The organism is Bradyrhizobium sp. CCBAU 53340, assembly GCF_015291645.1.
Classification (GTDB): Bacteria; Pseudomonadota; Alphaproteobacteria; order Rhizobiales; family Xanthobacteraceae; genus Bradyrhizobium.
The window spans coordinates 7,705,945-7,725,670 of sequence record NZ_CP030055.1; the positions used below are offsets into that span (position 1 = coordinate 7,705,945).

General features: G+C 63.9%; 21 protein-coding genes and 1 tRNA gene. 8 read left to right on the forward strand and 14 right to left on the reverse strand.

Annotation, left to right across the window (positions count from 1 at the left end):
- The first annotated feature begins 6 nt into the window (after window positions 1-6).
- The 3 genes from XH89_RS36445 (at window position 7) to XH89_RS36455 (ending at window position 4,312) form a co-directional block, all read left to right on the forward strand.
- A complete protein-coding gene (locus tag XH89_RS36445; protein WP_371825190.1) occupies window positions 7-3,096 on the forward strand; it encodes an EAL domain-containing protein in 3,090 nt (1,029 codons plus the stop codon).
- Window position 3,097: 1 nt separating this feature from the next.
- Window positions 3,098-4,168, forward strand: coding sequence for a diguanylate cyclase (locus XH89_RS36450; RefSeq protein ID WP_194465090.1), 1,071 nt, complete (start codon window positions 3,098-3,100; stop codon window positions 4,166-4,168).
- A gap of 67 nt (window positions 4,169-4,235) precedes the next feature.
- Window positions 4,236-4,312: transfer RNA gene (locus XH89_RS36455), tRNA-Arg, on the forward strand.
- Window positions 4,313-4,323: 11 nt separating this feature from the next.
- Here XH89_RS36455 and XH89_RS36460 read toward each other — a convergent pair.
- Window positions 4,324-5,253, reverse strand: a complete 930-nt coding sequence (locus XH89_RS36460) for a cobalamin biosynthesis protein CobT (protein WP_194465091.1) — start codon at window positions 5,251-5,253, stop codon at window positions 4,324-4,326.
- A gap of 135 nt (window positions 5,254-5,388) precedes the next feature.
- Window positions 5,389-7,515, reverse strand: a complete 2,127-nt coding sequence (locus XH89_RS36465; protein WP_246767706.1) for a tetratricopeptide repeat protein — start codon at window positions 7,513-7,515, stop codon at window positions 5,389-5,391.
- Between XH89_RS36465 and XH89_RS42170 the strand changes: the two genes are divergently transcribed.
- The gene (locus XH89_RS42170) at window positions 7,463-7,582 is read left to right on the forward strand and encodes a ComC/BlpC family leader-containing pheromone/bacteriocin (protein ID WP_371825191.1); all 120 of its coding nucleotides are present in this window, start codon (window positions 7,463-7,465) and stop codon (window positions 7,580-7,582) included. The genes XH89_RS36465 and XH89_RS42170 overlap by 53 nt on opposite strands.
- Before the next feature lie 66 nt (window positions 7,583-7,648).
- On the opposite strand, the gene XH89_RS36475 is transcribed toward XH89_RS42170, so the two are convergent.
- Both XH89_RS36475 and XH89_RS36480 read right to left on the reverse strand, forming a co-directional pair.
- Entirely contained in the window at window positions 7,649-7,942 is a 294-nt protein-coding gene (locus tag XH89_RS36475) for a hypothetical protein (protein WP_194465094.1), read from the reverse strand.
- Between the two features lie 225 nt (window positions 7,943-8,167).
- Window positions 8,168-8,854 carry a DNA-3-methyladenine glycosylase I gene (locus XH89_RS36480; protein WP_194465095.1) on the reverse strand — a complete coding sequence of 229 codons (687 nt, stop codon included), beginning with the start codon at window positions 8,852-8,854 and terminating at the stop codon, window positions 8,168-8,170.
- A 196-nt stretch (window positions 8,855-9,050) separates the two neighbouring features.
- On the opposite strand from XH89_RS36480, the gene XH89_RS36485 reads away from it, so the two are divergent.
- Window positions 9,051-9,878, forward strand: coding sequence for a metallophosphoesterase (locus XH89_RS36485; protein WP_194465096.1), 828 nt, complete (start codon window positions 9,051-9,053; stop codon window positions 9,876-9,878).
- Here the strand turns inward: XH89_RS36485 and XH89_RS36490 are convergent.
- The 5 genes from XH89_RS36490 to XH89_RS36510 all read right to left on the reverse strand — a co-directional run bounded on the left by XH89_RS36490 (window position 9,817) and on the right by XH89_RS36510 (window position 12,775).
- Window positions 9,817-10,302, reverse strand: a complete 486-nt coding sequence (locus tag XH89_RS36490; RefSeq protein WP_194465097.1) for a Crp/Fnr family transcriptional regulator — start codon at window positions 10,300-10,302, stop codon at window positions 9,817-9,819. The two genes, XH89_RS36485 and XH89_RS36490, sit on opposite strands and share 62 nt — an antisense overlap.
- A 76-nt stretch (window positions 10,303-10,378) precedes the next feature.
- On the reverse strand, window positions 10,379-10,906 hold the full coding sequence (locus tag XH89_RS36495) for a GNAT family N-acetyltransferase (RefSeq protein WP_194465098.1): 528 nt from the start codon (window positions 10,904-10,906) through the stop codon (window positions 10,379-10,381).
- A 120-nt stretch (window positions 10,907-11,026) separates the two neighbouring features.
- A complete protein-coding gene (locus XH89_RS36500) occupies window positions 11,027-11,767 on the reverse strand; it encodes a di-trans,poly-cis-decaprenylcistransferase (RefSeq protein WP_194465099.1) in 741 nt (246 codons plus the stop codon).
- 29 nt (window positions 11,768-11,796) lie between these two features.
- Complete coding sequence (locus XH89_RS36505; protein ID WP_194465100.1) at window positions 11,797-12,171, reverse strand: transcriptional regulator; 375 nt, start codon at window positions 12,169-12,171, stop codon at window positions 11,797-11,799.
- Window positions 12,158-12,775, reverse strand: a complete 618-nt coding sequence (locus XH89_RS36510) for a hypothetical protein (RefSeq protein ID WP_194465101.1) — start codon at window positions 12,773-12,775, stop codon at window positions 12,158-12,160. Before XH89_RS36510 ends, XH89_RS36505 begins: the two co-directional genes overlap by 14 nt.
- Before the next feature lie 200 nt (window positions 12,776-12,975).
- Here XH89_RS36510 and XH89_RS36515 point away from each other — a divergent pair, with 200 nt between their 5' ends.
- The gene (locus XH89_RS36515; protein WP_194465102.1) at window positions 12,976-14,226 is read left to right on the forward strand and encodes a S1C family serine protease; all 1,251 of its coding nucleotides are present in this window, start codon (window positions 12,976-12,978) and stop codon (window positions 14,224-14,226) included.
- Window positions 14,227-14,404: 178 nt separating this feature from the next.
- Here the strand turns inward: XH89_RS36515 and XH89_RS36520 are convergent, their stop codons facing one another.
- From XH89_RS36520 to XH89_RS36540, 5 genes are all read right to left on the reverse strand, one after another.
- On the reverse strand, window positions 14,405-15,139 hold the full coding sequence (locus tag XH89_RS36520; protein ID WP_194465103.1) for a thioredoxin family protein: 735 nt from the start codon (window positions 15,137-15,139) through the stop codon (window positions 14,405-14,407).
- Between the two features lie 21 nt (window positions 15,140-15,160).
- Complete coding sequence (locus tag XH89_RS36525; RefSeq protein ID WP_246767707.1) at window positions 15,161-15,505, reverse strand: SRPBCC domain-containing protein; 345 nt, start codon at window positions 15,503-15,505, stop codon at window positions 15,161-15,163.
- A complete protein-coding gene (locus XH89_RS36530; protein ID WP_194465105.1) occupies window positions 15,505-15,969 on the reverse strand; it encodes a helix-turn-helix transcriptional regulator in 465 nt (154 codons plus the stop codon). Before XH89_RS36530 ends, XH89_RS36525 begins: the two co-directional genes overlap by 1 nt.
- 84 nt (window positions 15,970-16,053) lie before the next feature.
- Complete coding sequence (locus XH89_RS36535; protein ID WP_194465106.1) at window positions 16,054-16,338, reverse strand: DUF3551 domain-containing protein; 285 nt, start codon at window positions 16,336-16,338, stop codon at window positions 16,054-16,056.
- Between the two features lie 149 nt (window positions 16,339-16,487).
- Window positions 16,488-17,462 (reverse strand): tripartite tricarboxylate transporter substrate binding protein, encoded by a 975-nt coding sequence (locus XH89_RS36540; RefSeq protein WP_194465107.1) that lies wholly within the window; start codon window positions 17,460-17,462, stop codon window positions 16,488-16,490.
- A gap of 155 nt (window positions 17,463-17,617) precedes the next feature.
- On the opposite strand from XH89_RS36540, the gene XH89_RS36545 reads away from it, so the two are divergent.
- Window positions 17,618-18,028: a VOC family protein gene (locus XH89_RS36545; RefSeq protein ID WP_194465108.1), complete on the forward strand. Its 411-nt coding sequence runs from the start codon at window positions 17,618-17,620 to the stop codon at window positions 18,026-18,028.
- Window positions 18,029-18,136: 108 nt separating this feature from the next.
- Window positions 18,137-19,717 (forward strand): AMP-binding protein, encoded by a 1,581-nt coding sequence (locus tag XH89_RS36550; RefSeq protein ID WP_194465109.1) that lies wholly within the window; start codon window positions 18,137-18,139, stop codon window positions 19,715-19,717.
- The last annotated feature ends 9 nt before the right edge of the window (window positions 19,718-19,726 follow it).

The following is a 19,726-nucleotide window of genomic DNA, read 5'->3' on the forward strand; positions in this document are numbered from 1 at the left end:
TCAGCGATGGCAGCTGCGACGTTCCTGGCCGCGAAGAGCGGCTGGGACGCGGCCATGCGGCGCGGCCCCGTGCTGTGGCTGACGCTCTCGGGCGCGTTGCTGGTCGCCGGCATCTTCGCCGTGACCGCAATGGCCGTCGGCGAGTTTCGCGAACGCACGCTGACAAATCGCGGGCGCGAGCTGGAGAATACGGTGCAGCTGATCGCGCGGCACTTCGATCAGCAGTTCGAGGATTCCGACGTCGTCGCGGCCGACCTGATCGGGCAGATGCATCTGCCCGATATCACCTCGCCACAGATGTTCCGCGAGCGCATGTCGGGGCCCGAAGCCAACCGGATGCTGATGGGCAAGATCAGCGCGGTCTCGTATCTCGGCGACATCGCCATCTATGACGCCGACGGCGAGATCATCTCCTGGTCGCGCGCGCAGCCGCTGCCCAAGATCAACATCTCCTCGCGCGCCTACTTCCAGACCTTCAAGACCAACCCGAGGTCGGATCCGGTCCTGCTGGAATCCGTGCGCAGCTTCCTGATCGGCAAATGGACCACGGTCGTCGCGCGCCGCCTGAGCCTGCCGGACGGCACTTTCGTCGGCGCGATGGTCCGGCGGATCGATCCCGACAGCTATCAGAACTACTTCGCGTCGGTCGCGCTGGCGGACGGGGCCGCCATCTCGCTGTTCGACCGCGAAGGCGTGATGCTGGCGCGCTACCCGAACGTCGAATCGATGATCGGGAGAAGCTACAAGGACGCGCCGCTGATGCGGCAGGTGCTGACCCATGGCGGGCAGCACACGCTTCGCGTCAAGAGCCCGGTCGACGGCGAAGAGAAGATCGGCTCGGCCGTATCGCTGACCCATTTCCCGCTGGTCATCGTGGCGACCAACACCACGTCGGCAGCTTTGGCCGACTGGCGGCAGCAGACCGGGTTCATGGTCACCACCGCGACATTGTCGGCAGCCGTGATCGCGCTGATCCTTTTCATGATCATCCGCCAGATCATCCGGCAGAACCGCGAGGCCCAGCAGCGGCTGGAGGCGGAGCGGCTGCGGCTCGACACCGCTCTCAACAACATGTCGCAAGGGCTTATCCTTTACGACGCTGCCGGCTATATCGTCACCTGCAATCGCCGCTATGCCGACATGTTCGGCCTCTCGCACGACGTCATCAGGCCCGGCTGTCATATTCACGAGGCGATGTATCATCGCAAGGAGCGCAACGCGTTCAGCGGCAACGTCGAAGAGTTTTGCGCCGACGTGATGCGGGGGGTCGCCGAAGGCAAGGTCGCGATAAAGTTGCATCAGTTGCCCAACGGGCGCGCTTTCCAGGTCATCAACACGCCGCTTGCGCAAGGCGGATGGGTCGCCACGATCGAGGAGATCACCGAGCGGCGCAATCTGGAGCAGGAGCGCGACCGCAACTACACCTTCCTTCGCGAGATCATCGACCACATCCCGTCGCAGATCACGGTGAAGGATGCGCACACGCGGCGCTACCTGCTGGTCAACCGGATCGCCGAAGAGATCTTTGGGGAAGGCGGCAAGACGATCGTCGGCAAGACGGCAGGCGATATCCTGCCCGAAGCGGACGCCGACATCGTCACGCGCGACGATGACGCCGTACTGCAATCGCCGGAACGGCTGCTGCAAAAGGAGCAAAGCTGGAAAACCCCGGCCGACGGCCAGCGCCACACCATTTCGAAGCGGATCGGCATCTGCGACAAGGCCGGCGACCCCCGCTACATCATCAACGTCATCGAGGACGTCACCGAACAGCGCAACGCCGCCGAGAAGATCGCGCATTTGGCGCATTACGATGCGCTCACCGACCTGCCCAACCGCGTCCTGTTCCGCGAGCAGATCGAGCGCGAGCTGGAGAAGGTCGCCAGCGGCGCCCAGTTCGCGCTGCTTTATATCGACGTCGACGAATTCAAGGGCATCAACGACTCGCTCGGCCATCATGTCGGCGACGAGCTGTTGAAGGCGATCGCCGGCCGCATCCGGGCCTGCCTCAAGCCGGGCGATCTGATCGCGCGGCTCGGCGGCGACGAATTCGCCGTGATCCAGACCGGAATCGAATCCTCCAGCGACGTGCTGGCCTTCGTGACGCGGGTCCATGAGGCGATCCGCCGCCCGTATCATTGCCTCGGGCACCAGCTCTCCACCGACGCCAGCATCGGCATCGCGCTGGCGCCGCAGGACGGCGCCGATCTAGACCAGCTCGTCAAGAATGCCGACCTTGCGATGTACGGCGCCAAGGCCGAAGGACGGCGCACCTATCGCTTCTTCGTGCCGGAGATGGACGCGAGCGCCAAAGCACGCCTGATGCTGGAGCAGGACCTGCGCCAGGCGCTGATCGATGGCGGCTTCGAGATCCATTACCAGCCGCTGGTCAATCTGCACTCGGGCGTGGTTTCCGGCTGCGAGGCGCTGCTGCGCTGGCGCCATCCCGAACGCGGCATGGTATCGCCGGCCGAATTCATTCCGATCGCCGAGGACACCGGATTGATCAACGAGCTCGGCGACTGGGTGCTGCGCACGGCCTGCAACGAGGCCGCGACCTGGCCCTCCCATATCCGCCTCGCCGTCAACGTCTCGCCGGTACAGCTCAAATGCGACACGCTGGCGCTCCGGATTGCGGGTGCCCTCGCCGCCTCCGGGCTGGAGCCACGACGGCTCGAGCTCGAGATCACCGAGGCGGTGCTGATCCGCGACGACGAGGCGGCACTCTCGATCCTGCACCAGCTCCGTTCGATCGGCGTGCGGATCGCACTCGACGATTTCGGCACGGGCTATTCGTCGCTGAGCTATCTGAAGCGCTTCCCGTTCGACAAGATCAAGATCGACCGTTGTTTCGTCGCCGACATCGCCGAGTCCAGCGGATCACCCGTGATCGTGCAGGCGGTGGTGAACATCGCCACCACCAGCAACATGACGACGGTCGCCGAAGGCGTCGAGACCGAGGCGCAGCGCGAGATGCTGCGCGCGCTCGGTTGCACCGAGATGCAGGGCTATCTGTTCAGCAAGCCGAGACCGGCGGCCGAGGTACGCAAATTGTTCGGTCCGGGCGACGCTTTGCCTGTGGCGGCGGTGGCCTGAGATGCAAAAACGCATCAAGACCCCTTCCAGGAAGGCTCCTGCCAAGGCCGTCGACATCGCGGATTCCTACGCGGTGCGGCTGATGCAGCATCTGGTGGTGCCGACCTTCGTGATCGATCCGAAGCGGCGCGTCGTGATCTGGAACAGGGCCTGCGAGCGGCTGACCGGCGTTGCTGCCGCTGATGTGATCGGCACCAACAAGCACTGGCAGGCCTTCTACGAGACCAAGCGTCCCTGCCTTGCCGATCTGGTCGCGCTCGACCAGCCCGAGCAGCTGCCGGAATTCTATCCGGAATATGCCGCGCGCGGCCATAACGGGCTCGGCTTTTCCGCCGAGAACTGGTGCGTGATGCCGAAGCTCGGCAGCCAGCTTTATCTCGCGATCGACGCCGGTCCGATCCATGACGAGGCCGGCAATCTAATCGCGGTCGTGGAGACGCTGCGCGATCTTACCGACCAGAAGCGCGCCGAGACGGCCCTGAAGGAGCTCGCCACCAAGGACGGGCTGACCGGGCTGTCGAACCGCCGCGCGTTCGACCAGATGCTGATGAGCGAGTGGGCGCGCGCCCAGCGGACGCGGAAGTCGCTGGCCCTGCTGTTCGTCGACGTCGATCATTTCAAGCTGTTCAACGATCAGCATGGCCACCAGAGCGGCGATGAGTGCCTGCGGGCGGTCGCCGGTGTCGTCAGCGGCTACGCCACGCGCCCGCTCGACCTTGCCAGCCGCTACGGCGGCGAGGAATTCGCGCTGATCCTGCCCGACATGAGCTGCGACGATGCCTGCGCCATAGCCGAAGAGATCCGCCGCGCCGTCATGGCGCTGCGGATCGTCCACGGCGCGCATGGGGCCGGCAGCCATGTCACCCTCAGTGTCGGCGTTGCCAGTCACGTCCCCGGCGAGGCCGATCGCGCCCCCGACCATCTCCTGGGCGAGGCGGACCAGGCCCTCTATGCCGCCAAGCGTCTCGGCCGCAACCGCGTGGTCTGCTCCGAGCGCGTGCTGGCCGAATTCACAGGGCTCGGCCGGGATAATGGGCCAGTTCCTGCCGCCGCCCCGCGCAAATCGGCCTGAACCGCTGCGATTGCCGCGGCCAGACCGGTTGCTCCCCCCTCGCCATTAGGCTAAATGAAGCCTCGCTGCACCCGTAGCTCAGCTGGATAGAGCGTTGCCCTCCGAAGGCAAAGGTCACACGTTCGAATCGTGTCGGGTGCGCCATTTCGCGGCTTTCAACGCGGTGGGCGCAATAATCGGTTGATGAGCTGAACCAGGGTGCCCTCCAACTCTTCCGGAGAGCTGATGGTGATACCCTGCTTGTAGTAGTGCTCGACCGGGTGACCGATGCCGATCGCTGCAAGCTGGATGTCACCGGCCTGCTCGATCTCGCCGGTGACCCGCCGCAAATGATCGTCCAGATATCCCCCTCCGTTCGCCTGCAATGTGGAATCGTCGACCGGCGCACCGTCGGACAGCACAATCAGGCATTTCCGCCTTTCTTCACGCTGCCGCAAACGCGACACAGCCCATTCGACGGCCTCGCCGTCGATATTCTCCTTGACGAGGTCTGGCCGTAGCATCGCGGCGCAGTGCCGCGCACTCAGCTTCTCGCCGGCGCTGCAATAGACGATGTGCAACAGGTCGTTCAGTCGCCCAGGGTAGGGAGGTCGGCCGTTCCTCAGCCATTTTTCCCAGCTTCGGCCGCCCTTCCAACGCGCAGTCGTAAAACCGAGCACTTCCTGCCTTGCTCCGAGACTATCGAGCAGATCCGAAGCGATCAGCGCCGCCCTGGCCGCAAACAGCATCGGTTGTCCGCGCATTGATCCGGAATGATCGATGAGCAATGACACGATGGCATCAGCAGCACCGGGAGCGGAGCTGTCTTGCGGCTGGGCAGTCCCGACGTGCGCACGCCGTGCAGCAAGGTCCTTTTCGAGGTCGTACAGCTGTTCGGGATCGACCTCCGGAAAGCGCTTGGCCCAGTTCCGGTCTGACCCCGGGAGCGCCGCCAGGATCGAGTCCAAATCGTTGACCTTGGTCTCCACGTCGAAGTCTCGGGTATAGACTTGATAAGGCCGATCGGGATCGAATCGAACCGGGCGACGCGATCTCCGAAGCGATGGCAAAAAGCTCAACGCAATCAGCGCAACGAGCATCGTCATGAACGCGTTACGCCAAAGCAAGGCGGGCTCCAGTGATCTCGACGATAATGTGCAGCGCGTGACAGCAGTCCAAGTGGTCGCACCACCATATGGGACATGCTATTCTAGCTCAGGTAAGCCGCCAATCGACAGCGATCAGAAGGTCCATGCTCGCAATTCGTCCAGTACCCGATCCAGCACGCTCTCGAATTCGCACGTCTCGGTCTGCCGGAACAGACGCACGCTCGGATACCAGGGGCTGTCCGTGCGGTCGAGCAGCCAGCGATAATCGGGCGTCCACGGCAGCAGGATCCACGTTGGGCAGCCGAGCGCGCCGGCGAGATGGGCGACGCTGGTGTCGACGGTGATCACGACATCGAGGCATCTGATCAAGGCGGCGGTGTCAGTGAAGTCGGTGAGATCAGCGGTCAGGTCGACGATGTCGCTTCGCTCGCGCAGCACCGCCGCATCATGCGGGCGCGGGACTTTCTGCAGGCTGATGAAGGTGGCATCGACGTCGAGGATGATGCGGGACAGCGTTCGCAGTGGAATGGAGCGGGTCTCGTCATTCACATGCGAGGGATCGCCGGACCAGACCAGGCCGACCCTGAGTCTGGTTCGAGGACCCAGGCGATTCTCCCAGGCCTGAACAAGACTGTCTGGAGGAGGAGGAAGATACGGCATGTCTGCCGGGATCGTATCGAGACGCGTCTTGAAGGCCAGCGGCAGGCTGGAGATCGGGCAGTGCAGATCGAAGGCCGGTAGCGTGCCCAAGGCCGACATCGGCACGCAGTGGGAGACATCGCGCAGCGACTGCAACAGCCGATGCAGCGGGTCCTGAACGGCAAGCAGAACGCGCGCTCGGCGCTCCGCCAGCATGGGAACGTAGCGGGCGAAGTGAATGGTGTCGCCCAAGCCCTCGTCCGCTGCGATCAGGATCGTCTTTCCGTCAATACTGTCGTCACCGAGCCACATCGGCTGCGAAAACCTGGGGTATTTCGCCGAAGGCAGTTTCGATCGGGTCTGGTGTCCGCGCCAGCCGGCTTCGAAATTGCCTGTCAGCAGATAGGCCAGGGACACATTCCACTCGGTCACCACATCGCTGAGCCCGAGCGACTTCATGGAATCGGCCAGCGCAAAGACCTCGTCGAAGCGATGCAGGTGGAACAGCGCGACCAGCTTGTTGTCGAAGGCATCCGCGAAGCGCGGTTGAAGCGCGATGGCTTTTTCGAACCATGTCAGCGCCCCCTCGTTGCGACGAAGCCGCCGCAAGGCAAGACCCAGATTGTTGCAGATCTCGGCATTGTCGGGATCAAGCTGATGCGCCCGCATGCCGTCGCGCGCGGACTCCTCGTAGCGTTTCAGGCCATAGAGAACCCATGCGCGCGTCCGCAGTGTCGGGGCATGGTTCGGTAACAGGCTGTCGCTGAGATCGAGGCAGGCAAGCGCCTCTTCGTTCCGCCCGAGCTTGTGGAGGACAATACCGTTCTTGTAGAGGGCGTCGCACTGATGCGGATTGAGCTTGAGTGCATGCTGGAAGCTCAGGAGGGCCTGCTCTAGGCGCGCAAGCTGGATGAAGATGTCGCCGCGCTGGCACCACAATGCGGCGTCGTCGGCGCGAAGCTGGATCGCTTTGTCGAGGACGCCGAGCGCTTCCTCGCAGCGCCCATGCTGCTGCAGCACGCTGGCGAAGCTCGCAAGATATTCGGGCTTGGGCGCGCGCCGGATCGCGCGGACGATCCACTCCAGCGCGTCATTGTAGTGCCTGGCGTGGAGAAACAGCAGCCCCCTGAGATGCTGGGCGTCCGTATGCTCCGCATCGATGCTGAGGGCCTGCTGGCAGCAAACGCTGGCGTCGAGATGCCGCCCGTCTCTGAAATGCTGAAAGCCCGCGGCACAGAACGCGGCTGGTGTGCTCATCTCAATCCCGTTCATGACCAAGGCCCGCCTCGGTAGCGGCAGCCGCTTCTGTTCAAATGGCGGATGAACGGGCCAACCCCCGCTCCGTTGGCATCGCGGTCGGCGACATCTCAGCAGACGAAGATTGCGTGGGGGTTGCGGAGCGACGACCTGAACCAGCGAATGAGACCATCCTTCGGCCCGCCGAAGGATGGCTGTGTGTCTCCCGTCACGGCAGCGCGACTGACATAGCCGCATTCTCCTCGCATCGCGCGGAATGGACCGCCCGATGGGAAATGAGGAGACTGCCATGCAGACCATGGCTCGCGAATTGACGGAGACGGAACTGGAGACGATCGCCGGCGGAAGCTTCTGGGGCAGCATTGCCGGCTTCTTCCGCGGCCTGTTCGGCGGCCCCGGCGATCTTCGCCGTCCGCTCGACCGCCCCTGATCTCAACCGATCTTTCGATCGCAGCAGTCGGACGGGGGGCGCGCGCGGCCCCCGTCCTCGCAGAATTCAGTGCCTCACATGCTCGAACACGACGATCACGCCGGTCGGTTCGGGCTCGTGTGCCATCAGGCGCGTCAAATCAGCATCGCTCCAGTCCGCGAGGCTGACGACTTCGCCCGTCTGGCGTTCCGCGCTCAGCGAAGGCGTCGGCTCGAGAACCTTCAACCCCATTTCGTCGACGAAGAACGTGTGTTCACCGAACATGCTGTTGAGCTGCGGCATGGCGGGATGTTCGTCGGGCAGCACCTGGGCGCCGAGCTGGTTGACGGTCTGCTTCACCTGTTCGGATGTGAGCTTCATGAGCTGCTCCGTTCTGTCGTTCGAGTTTCATGGCATGAACCAGGGTTTTTTTGGCCGGAGCGCTCTTGTTCCCCGCGCCTGCGTCGCCTGGCTCAAACGTCCGAACGGGTGCTGCGCACAAATGTTCCTGTGAAATGTATTTCGTGATCGCGCCTGCCGCGCAGATGGCGCGAGATCGCCACATGATGTCCACGATTCGCCGCCTGGCGCGCGCGGTCGACCCCGCTACTCGCTTCGGTTTTCACCAATCGAGAGCGCGCAGATGCGTGACAGATAGGTGTAGGGCAGCCCCGTCTCCTCGGCCCAGGCATTGAACTGCGCCTGCACCTTGGCGAGATCGCCCTTCGACTTGACCTCTTCGGCAATGTCGAGGCCGGCATCGCGCAAGGCCGCGACGACGTCCTTCGACGTGACAAAACCGTCCCATCCCACGAAGCGCAGCAGCATCTGCCCGGTGTTGCCGCCGAGCCGGCTGCCGCGCTTGGTCAGGAGATCGAGCAGGCCGATCTCGTCGGACGGCGGCCATTTCGCCAGAAACTTGCCGAAGCTGCCGTGCTCTTTCGCAATCTCCTGCACGAAGGCGGCATTGTCGCGCACCGACATGATCTTGGCGCCGTTGCGCACGATCCGCGCGTCGCGCAGCAGAGCCTCCCAATAGTCTTCCGGTTGGAAGCTGAGCTTGGCCGGCTGGAAGCGCAGAAAAGCGTCTTCGAAACCGTCCCATTTCGCGTCGATTACGCTCCACGCAAAGCCTGCGCAAAAGACCCGCTTCGTCATCTCGGCGAGAATGCGATCGTCACCAAGCTTGGCCAGGCGCTTCAGATCGGGCTTGTCAGGCATCAGCTTTTCGAGCGCCCTGGGCCCACCCTTGCGCTTCTCGGCGCGGGCACGAATGGTCTTGAAAGAGGTCATGCGACACCGGCGTTGAATACGTGCACGACAGCAGAATTCGACGATCCGGTCCAGCCCTGCGACACCACCGGCACTTGCGCATTCCCACGCAACGCAGCATTCTCAACTGGCCGGGCCTGTCGCGTTGGTCTGCTTCTTGCTTCATAATAATTTGGAATTCCCAGATTTTTTTCACGCTCTCTCCGGCGGATTATCGATGCGCTGTCTGGTCGTAGCCGACCTTCACTACTCACTGCCGCAGTTCGACTGGCTGGTCAGCGCGGCACCGCAGTTCGACCTTCTGATCTTCGCCGGCGATGCGCTCGACATCGGCTCGATGGTGGATTTTCGCGCGCAGATCGTGGTGATGAAGAAGTACCTCGCGCTGATCGCTGCGCAGACCCGCGTGATCCTCTGCTCCGGCAATCATGACCTCGACGAGCGCAATGCGGAGGGCGAGAAGATCTCACGCTGGATCTCGGAGCTGCGCGAGCTCGGCATCGCCTGCGACGGCGACAATCTGGCCATCGGCGACACGCTGTTCACGGTGTGCCCATGGTGGGACGGGCCCCTGGTCAAGCAGCGCCTCGCCGACCAGCTTCGTGATGCATCTGTCAATCGCCCGCAGCGCTGGATCTGGGCGCACCACGCGCCGCCGGCAAATTCGCCAACGAGCTGGGGCGGCAAGCGCTTCTTCGGCGATGTCGAGCTGGTGCAGTGGATCACGCAGTACCAGCCCTCCATGGTGATCTCGGGCCATGTTCATCAATCGCCCTTCATCAGGGACGGCTCGTGGTTCGACCGGATCGGCCAGACCTGGGTGTTTAACGCCGGCCTGCAACCCGGACGACCGCCTACGCATATCGTTCTGGATCTGGAAGAGAACAAGGCGTTCTGGCTTGCGGCCGGCGAGGCGCAGTGGATCGATCTCGGCGCGCCGCCGAAGCGGCCAGCGTCCTACATCGAAGAGGCGCCGGACTGGCTCACATCCTTGGATCGGATTGCCGATCGGAGCCTGGCGAGACCTCGAGCGGCTGCAGGTTGATCATGCTCTGGAGCACCTCGCCGACCATGGCGAGATGCGTGCCGTGGCCGGCATATTGCCGCTTGAGGTCGGCGAGATAGGTGTTGGCGACATTGAGCCGCTGTGCCAGCAGTTTTGCGATCAGGAGCGCGACCTCCGGCTCCTGCTTGAGGAACGAAGCGGCATCCTCGAATTCGTAGATCACAGCATCCGAACAGGCCCGCACCGTTGCGGTGTGCGCCTGGCCCAGCAGCACCGACATTTCTCCCAGCACCGCGCCAGGCTCGGTGACGGTCGCCACCACCATGTCGCCCTTGAGCACCTCGAGCTTGCCCTGCATCAGCACGTAGAGATGTCCGCTGGTGCCGCCCTCGGTGACGACCAGCGTCCCGGCCGCAACCTGTCGCTTCGTTCCACCGGTGCAATAGTCCAGAACCGCGCGCATCGCCGAAAGCTCCCGTCGGGATATTCGGGATGACACTAGAGCACGATCCGTGCCACGCGGCAAATCGGGGAGATGGCTATCGCGACAGGCGTTTTGCGAATTGAACCGATTGCCAGTCCCCAAGGCCCGTATCTTCAAAGCCGGCCTTCCGGGCAAGACCGCGCATTTCGGCGTTTGTCCGCGCCGTTTCGGCCGCAATCATCTCGTGACCGAGGTTGCTTGCATGCCGCTCCATCGCCGTCACCATTTGCAGGCCGATGCCCTTGCGCTGAAACACATCGGTCACGGAGATGGCGAAATCGCCGTGGCGCGCGGCGGCATCATAGGCGTAGCGCGTTTCGCCGATGATCCTGCTCTCGCCCTCCCGCCTGAGTTCGGCGAGCAAGGTGAAGTGATCGGGATGGCCCGTCTTGGCCAGGCACTCGGCCGCAACCACGGACGAGTCCGCCCGCGCGCCCATGAAGCGCTTGTTGCGCGTTGTCGTGGAAAGGCCCGTGAAATAGATCGAGAGGCCCTCTACATCGGACGCATTGGCGGTCCTGATGCAGACCGTGCCGTTCGGCCCGTCCGGCGCAACAACGGTGTTCGGAAATGGCGGTGACATGCGCGCGGCTCTCGGCAGGTTGCAATGACTGCACACCTAGCCGAGCCTCGCGCCCGCCGCTTGGACGAGACCGCCAATCTCGCGGCCGAAAACGAACCGATCGCCTCTCCGTGCGGCGCGTCACACGCGCGACAGCGCCGGCACCTCCTCCGGCATGATGGCCTGAAGGCCGCCGAAGCGGCGCTCGCGGTCGTGGAAGGAGGCGAGCGCCGCAGTGAGATCGCCCGCGTCGAATTCGGGCCACATCCGCTCGGTGAAATGCAGCTCGGCATAGGCGCCTTCCCAGAGCAGGAAGTCGGACAGCCGCTTTTCGCCTGACGTGCGGATGATCAGATCGACATCGCGCAAGCCTGCCTCGCCGGTGACGAGCTGCGAGAAGGCCTCGCGGGTCAGGCTGGTCAGCGCCGCGGCCTTCGCGGCGGCATTCAGGATGGCGTCGCGCGCGGAATAGTCGACGGCAATGCGCAGATGCAGCGTGTTGCCGTGCGCGGTGGCCTCCTCCGCGCGTGCGATGGCGCTGGCGATGCCGTCGGGCAGGCGGTCGCGACGGCCGATCACGTTGAGCCGCACGCCGTTTTTCACCAGGCTCTGCACTTCATTGGCGAGATAGAAGCGCAGGAGCGTCATCAGCGCCGCGACCTCGGCCTTGGGCCGGCGCCAATTGTCGGTCGAGAACGCATAGAGCGTCAGCGTGCCGATGCCGTGCTTGGGCGCGGCCTCGACGATGCGGCGGATGGCCTCGACGCCGGCCTCGTGACCGCGCACGCGCGACAGGCCGCGCCGCGTCGCCCACCGTCCGTTACCGTCCATGATGATGCCGACATGAAGTTTCTCATTGCGGGACGTGACATCACTTTGCATTGCAAAGTCTCCAGTCAAAAAGGGGACGATCAGGTCGGGAGAATGCCGAGGCGGCCGAGCGGCGGCGCCTCGCGGCCGGCGGCCTTGGCGGCGTCGCGCACGAGCCGCTCGAGGACAGCGAGATAGTCGAGGAAACGGCGGCGTCCGGTCTTGGTCAGCCGGCAGGTGGTGTGCGGGCGATTGCCCTCATAGCCCTTCGTCACCTCGACGAGACCGGCCTCCTGAAGCACGGCAAGATGCCGGCTGAGATTACCGTCGGTCAGACCGCAGAGCTGTTTCAGATCGGCAAATGCAAGCCCCTTCGGGTGAGCCATCAACGAGGTCAGAAGGCCGAGCCTCGCCTTCTCGTGGATCACACGGTCGAGCCCCTCATAGGAGAAAGGCGCGCTGTCAGTCTTCGACATCATTGTCTCCGGACGCGAAATACAGAATGGCCGCCATTACCGACTGGCCGATCACGAAGGGCAATCCCATGGTCCACGGCGACAGCGTGTGGGTTCGACTCGCCAGCACCACCACCGCAAAACCGGAAACGAAATACCAGGCCCCGGCGAATGCCACGCTGCGCGGCAGCGAGCGGACGGACGCAAAAATGCCGAGCGACACCAGGATCTGCCACAGCCCCGGCAGGAGCCACAGCGTCTCGGCAGCGAACTTCCACATCACCACCGCAAGCAGGATTCCGGCGACGCCAGCGGGCAAGAACTGCTCGACCGCCTGATGGATCATGGCGTCGGCCAGACCCGAATGATGACGACGCGAACGCGCGCGCATCTCGATCCAGATCATCAGGCCGGATAGCGCGGCTGCGACGAACCAGCCGAAGAAAAAGCCAAGCGGCTCGCTGGTGGGATCGCCGAGCAGCCAGAATTGCAGGATCGCGGTCAGAAGCGCGACCGCGCCAGTCGCAGCCATCGTCGCCGGACCGTAGCCGCGGAACGCGGTGCCGGCCGCGATCCGGCTGCGGATCTCCACGATGTCGGCCAGCGCCTTGTCGAGATCGCGCATCGGCAACGCCAAAACTCCGCTCCACCCAAGTTCACGGACCAGCTCACCCGGTCACTTTGTATCGCAAAGTATACCGCGTTACAAAGTAAAGGCAAGCCGGGAAATCGCCTGCCGCTCACGGGGTCCGGCCAGACAACTGCCGGTTGCATCTCCGCAGCCGACGCAGCTAAGATGCGGCCAAGGTGTCCTTGGGGGAAGTCATGTGGTTGAGGTCGCTCGTCGCTGCAGTTCTGCTGCAGGTGTGTGTTATCGGGACAGCGCATGCGAAAGGACCATTTGGCACCGTCAATGTCGGCAACTGGGTCGGCGGCGCCTTCAGCAACGACGAGACGGGCGCCTTCTCGCATTGCGCGGCGACGGCGCCTTATGCGAACGGCGTCATCCTCGTCGTGAGCCAAAATGCCGCCGGCACATGGTCGCTCGCCTTCGCGAGTCCCAGCTATCACTTCAACAAGGGCGAGAACGCCGCGATCGACGTGACCTTTGACGGGCAGGAGCAGGCCAGGCTGTACGCCACGGCGTACCGACCCGACATGCTCACGGCCGTCATGCCGCTCAATGTCGTGCGTACGTTTCAAAGGGCGAGCCTGATGGTCGCGACGGCCGGCCGCGCCGCCCTGAATTTCGACCTGACATCGACGGGGCCCGTGATCGCGGCCTTGGCCAATTGCGTGACCCACGTGAAGGCCCAGGGGCTCGACAAGGCCGGCGATTTCACCAAGGGTGCCGCGAAGCCGGCGGCCACGGCGGACAAGCAAGGCGCGCCGCCGGCGAGTAAACCGGGCAAAGGTACCAAGGGTGGCTTCGGCACCGGCTTTGTCGTCAGCGCCAGCGGGCACATCGTCACCAACAACCACGTGATCGAGGGTTGCAGCGAACTCAAGGGCAATCTCACCGGCGAAGCCGCTATGGTCTTGCGCGTCGTCTCTGCTGACCCGAACAACGATCTGGCTTTGTTGCAGCCGTCGACCACGGCGGCATTCAAGGACTTTGCCCGGATTCGCGACCGCTCCTTCCACTCCGGTGATTCCGTCGTCGTCATCGGTTTTCCCTATCACGGCTTGCTGACGTCGGACTTCAGCGTGACGACCGGGATCGTGAGCTCGCTCAGCGGCATGCGCAACGACACGCGCTTCCTGCAAATCAGCGCACCGGTGCAGCCCGGCAACAGCGGCGGCCCGCTGTTCGACACCAGCGGGCAGATCGTGGGTGTCGTCACGGCAAAGCTCCCCGGATTGCGCATTGCCGCGCTGACCGGCGACATCCCCGAGAACATCAACTTCGCCATCAAGACCGGCGCGCTGCGCGATTTCCTCGATAATTCGGTGGTGCCGTACCAGACGGCCGAGCCCAAGGGCGAGCTCAAGACCCCTGAGATTGCCGGCAATGCGCGGGCTTATACGATGCTGATCTCGTGCAAGGGCACAGAAGAGGCCGACGCGAAGAAGTAGAGCGAGTCGATACTGCCGAACCCGTCATCCTGAGGTGCGAGGCATGGGACGGGGCGCGTCCCATGGGGAACCTCGAAGGATGAGCGGGCCCGATGCATCCGGGCCGTCGCCCTTCGAGGGCCGCTGAAGGAGCGGCCACCTCAGGGTGACGGTGATGCAGGTTCATCGCGTCATCAATTCACCCGTGGCAGCACGCGCCTTTCGCCTGAGGCTCGTATTGATCGCGCAGGCGGACCCAGTCCATCGGATAGGGCAGTCCCTCCTCGTGACGGCCGAGTGGCGTGAGGTCGAGATATTGGTAAGCCGCATTCATCATGTCGAGGCCGCGGGCGAAGCAGGAATAGGTGTGAAAGATCTCGCCGGCCTCGTTGCGGTAGAACACGCTGATGCCGGGCAGCTCCGGGCCATAGAACGGCGTGGTGCCGAAATTGTATTTCGGTACGCCCTTCTCGATCTGCTCCCGCGTGAACGAGACCTCGTAATCATAGTTGAAGTCGTTGCCGCCCGAGGACACCCAGTCGAACGTCCAGCCCATCCGCTTCTTGAACGCCTCGAGCTTTTCACTAGGTGCCAGCGAGATTGCGACCATGGTGGTGTCGCGCGCCGCCAGGTGCGGCACCATGCGCTCGAAGCCATCCGCCCAGAACGAGCAGCTCTTGCATGCTGCCTCCCAATCCGGCGCGAACATCACGTGCTGGACCACGAGCTGCGGACGGCCTTTGAAGAGCTCGCCGAGCGTCACCTTGCCGTCAGGTCCGTCGAACACATAATTCTTGTCGACCTTCACCCAGGGTAATGCGCGGCGCTCCTCGGCGAGGCGCTCGCGGGCCTGCGAAAACGCCTTCTCGTGCGCCAGATGGGCCTTGCGGGCCGCGACCCACTGCTCGCGCGAGACGATCTGATGTTGCTGCATAATGTCCTCCTCTGACAGGAATCAGGCGACGAAGGCGTCGAGCTTGTCGAAGAACGAGCTCCAGCCACGTTGGTGGTTGTCGCGCGCGGTCTCGTCGAAGAACTGGGCATGATGAAAGACCATCAGCGTGCCGGCGCTGTCGGGCTTCAGCGTAATCGTCACCAGCGACTCGCGCTCGGGCGTTGAATGCCAGGCCCAGGTGAAGACCAGCCGCTCGTTCGGTACCACCTCGCGGTAGATGCCACCGGCCTCGAAATATTCGCCATCGTCTCGGGTGAACGAGATGCGGTAACGGCCGCCGGAGCGAACGTCGAGCTCGGCGTTCAACGTCGCCGGCTTCATGTTCGGCGGGCCGAACCATTGCACTAGCTGCGCAGCTTGCGTCCAGGCGGCGAAGACTTTTTCCGGCCGCGCCCGGAGCCGGCGCGTGAGGGTAAGGCTTGGACCGTCGCTTGCGGGTCCGGCGCTGCGGCGATCGGCGTTGGCGACTGCGTTGGCCATGGTTTGTCCTCCACAAAGGCGGCAAGGCGATCGAAACGCTCGGACCAGAACTGCGCGTAGCGATTGAGCCAGTTCATGGCCTGCTCCATCGGCTGCGCGGTGAGCCGGCAAGCGACCGTGCGCCCGGTCTTCTCGCGCACGATCAGGCCTGCGTCCGTGAGCACGTCGAGATGCTTCATGATCGCCGGCAGCGAGATCGAGAACGGCGCGGCGAGCTCGCTCACCGACAGGCCGTCCTTTTCGCCGAGGCGCGCCAGCAGGGCGCGTCGCGTCGGGTCCGACAGCGCCGCAAAAGTCCGGTCCAGCGTCTCATCTTTATACTTAACCATATGGTTTAGTATAGACGCAACCGCAATGACGTCAAGCGGGAACCCGCACGTCTGCGTGATCAGGCGGCGATCAGTGAGGCGCGATCAATACGGCGCGACTGGGCGCACGCGACGATGTGGCCGGGGTTGTGGAAGCGGCTGCGGCGCCTGGCCATAGGCGACCAGCGGATTGGGTCCACAGTACAGCAGCCGGCCGGAGACGCTGGCCTGGCATTGCTCATAGGTGCTGTAGGCACATTCGCCGGGATAGTCGAACTCGCCGCCCTGGGCGCACCAGGGATAATTGCGGGCGGCTGCGGGCGTGATGGTGATGAAACCGGCAAGGACCGTCGCGCCCAGCGTCAGCAACGCCAATTGCGTCTTGCGCATGATCCCAACTCCTCTGTTCGTGGCACCAGATACGGCGCCATCTATGATGAGGTTTCGTCCCGCCGTTTTATTCCAGATCAATGGATCAGGGTATGCAAGAAAAAGCCCTGCCATGCGGCAGGGCTCCAGTCCCGGTCATCACAAGATCGCTACTCGACCTTGAGGCCGGCGAACTCGACGACCTTCTTCCACTTGGCGGTCTCGGCCTCGATCTCCTTGCCGAATGCTTCCGGCGTCTCGATCAGCGGATCGCCGCCGAGCTCGACCAGGCGCTTGGTCATATCGGGCTCCTTCATCAGCGTGTTGATCTCGTTGTTGAGCTTGGCGATCAGGTCCTTGGGCATGTTCTTCGGCGCGCCGATGCCGAACAGCGCGCTCGCCTCGTAATCCTTCACGGTCTCGCCGATGGTGGGCACGTCGGGCAGTTGCGGCGAGCGCTGGGCGGTGGTGACGCCGAGCGCGCGAAGCGAGCCGGAGCGGATGTGCTGGATGATCGAAGGCATGTTGTCGAAGATCACCTGCACCTGGCCGCCGAGCATGTCGGTGATCGCGGGCGCCGCGCCGCGATAGGGGACGTGCTGCATCTTGCAGCCCGTCATCGCCATGAACATCTCGCCGGACAGATGCACCGAGGTGCCGTTGCCGGAGGACGCCATGTTCACCTTGCCGGGATTGGCCTTCACATAGTCGATGAATTCGGCGACGGTCTTTGCCGGCACGTCCTTGTTGACGGTCATCACGTTCGGCACGCGCTGGAACGCGGCGATCGGCGCGATGTCGCGGACGAAGTTGAACTTGAGGTTGGTGTAGAGCGTGGTGTTGATGTAGTTCGCCGGATTGATCAGCAGCACGGTGTACCCGTCCGGTTCGGCGTTCACGACGGATTCTGTGCCGATATTGTTGCCGGCGCCCGGCTTGTTCTCGATCACGAATTGCTGGCCGAGCCGCTCCGACAGGCGCTGGCCGATCAGGCGCGCCAGAATGTCGGTGGCGCCGCCCGGCGGATAGCCGACCACGAACTTCACCGGCCGGGACGGATAATCCGCCGCAAGAGCCTTCGACAGCGGGCTGGCTGCAAGCGGGGTGGCGGCGAGCAGACCGAGTGCGGAACGGCGGGTGATCATCTCGAGGGTTCTCCCAAGTGTTATTTTTGCAGGTGTTGTTCTTGCAAGTCTTGTTCTTGAAAAGCAGTCGTCTTGATCGTTGCGTCTGCGGCGTTGTAACAAAGCCCGCTTGCTGCGGAAAGTGCGCAAGTTCCATAGCGACGAAAGGATAAGGCATGCCGGTCAAGGTTCAGGCCCTCGATCACCTCGTGATCAACGTCGCAGACGTCGCCGTCACCACCGAGTGGTATCGCAAGATCCTCGGCATGGAAGTCAAAGTGTTCGACCCCGGCGGCGGCAAAGCGCCGCGGACCTCGCTTCAGTTTGGTCAACAGAAGATCAACGTGCGGCCGCGCAACGCCGACAAGGTGGAGTGGTTCACCGCCGATCATCAGACCGCCGGCAGCGAGGATTTGTGTTTCCTCACCGCCTCGACGCCCGACGAGGTCGTGGCGCATTTGAAGGCGCATGGCGTCGCCATCGAGGACGGCCCGTCTCGCAGGCAGGGCGCGCGCGGCACGCTGCGTTCGGTCTATTGCAGGGATCCGGATGGCAGCCTGATCGAGATCTCCTCGTACGAGGATTAGACGGCACACGGCTCTCTCGCCTGATTGCGCTTCGCGCCATGTGATGGCAGGAAGACGCAATAATCAAAAGGCAGCCGCCAGCAAGATGCAGGCTGCAGGGGAGGATGCATGGCCATTCAACAGACCGCTGCCGGGGTCGTGGGCCCGTTCGACGGGCTCGATGTGCCGTGGCTGCTCAAGATGCGTGCCGAGGTGCGGCGTGATCATCCGTTCCTGATCTGGGCCCCGTTCGACGCGCCGGCGCGGCGCTGGAGCTATGGCGAGTTTCACGATCGGGTCGGCGCGCTGGCGGCGGGGCTCGTCAGGCGCGGCGTGAAGCCGGGCGAATATGTGCTCATTCACCTCGATAATTGCATCGAGGCGCTGCTGGCCTGGTTTGCCAGCGTCGAGTGCGGGGCGATCGCGGTCACCACCAACACCCGCTCGGCGCCGGCGGAAATGGAGTATTTCGCCGATCATTGCGGCGCGGTCGCCGCGATCACGCAGCCGGCCTATGCGGAAATGGTCGCGCAGAACTGCCGCAACATCCGCTGGATGGCGGTGACCGCGCACGATGCCGGCGCCGCACCCGCGCAAGCCCCTTCCCGCGGCGACAGTTTCGACTCGCTGTTCGCCGACAGCGCCGACCGCCCCGGGCGCGCGACCAATCCGCTGGCGCCGTGCAGCGTGCAGTACACATCGGGCACGACCTCGCGCCCCAAGGCGGTGCTCTGGACCCACGCCAATGCGCTGTGGGGCGCCAAGATCAATGCTGCGCATGAAGACCTGCACGCCAGCGACGTGCACCAGACCTATCTGCCGCTATTCCACACCAATGCGCTGGCCTATTCGATGCTGGCCACGCTCTGGGTCGGGGCGACTTGCGTGATCCAGCCGCGCTTCTCCGCCAGCCGGTTCTGGAGCGTCGCGCGCGAGCACGGCTCGACCTGGACCTCGACAATTCCGTTCTGCATGAAGGCGCTGCTCGAGCAGGAGATCCCGCGCGATCACAAATTCCGTCTGTGGGGCTCGGCGGTGAACGAGCCGCCGCCCTTCGCCGCCTTTGGCGTCAAGATCATCGGCTGGTGGGGCATGACCGAGACCATCACCCACGGCATCATCGGCGAGGTCGACCAGCCCAACATCCCGTTGTCGATCGGCCGCGCCGCAGGCGAATATCAGATCCGCATCACCGACGATGACGGCCGGCCGACCGAAGTCGGCGACACCGGCAATCTCGCCATCAGGGGCATCCCCGGCCTGTCATTGTTTGCCGAATATCTGCACAACGAAAAAGCGACGCGCGAGAGCTTTGACGAGCACGGCTTCTTCCTCACCGGCGATCGCGTCGAGCGCCTGGAGAACGGCTTCATCAAGTTCGGCGACCGCGCCAAGGACATGCTGAAGGTCGGCGGCGAGAACGTCGCGGCGTCCGAGATCGAGCAGGTGATCGCCCTCGTGTCAGGCGTGCGCGAGGCTGCGGTGGTGGCCAAGAAGCATCCGATGCTGGACGAGGTGCCCGTCGTCTTCATCATCCCGCAGGGCGGCGTCGCGGGTGCGATGCCCGACCTGCACGACCGCGTGATGGCGGCCTGCCGCAAAGGCCTCGCCGACTTCAAGGTGCCGCGCGAGATCAGGCTGGTCGACGACATGCCGCGCTCCACCCTTGAGAAGGTGGCGAAGGCGGAGCTGCGGAAGCTGGTGGAGTAAGGAAGTGCC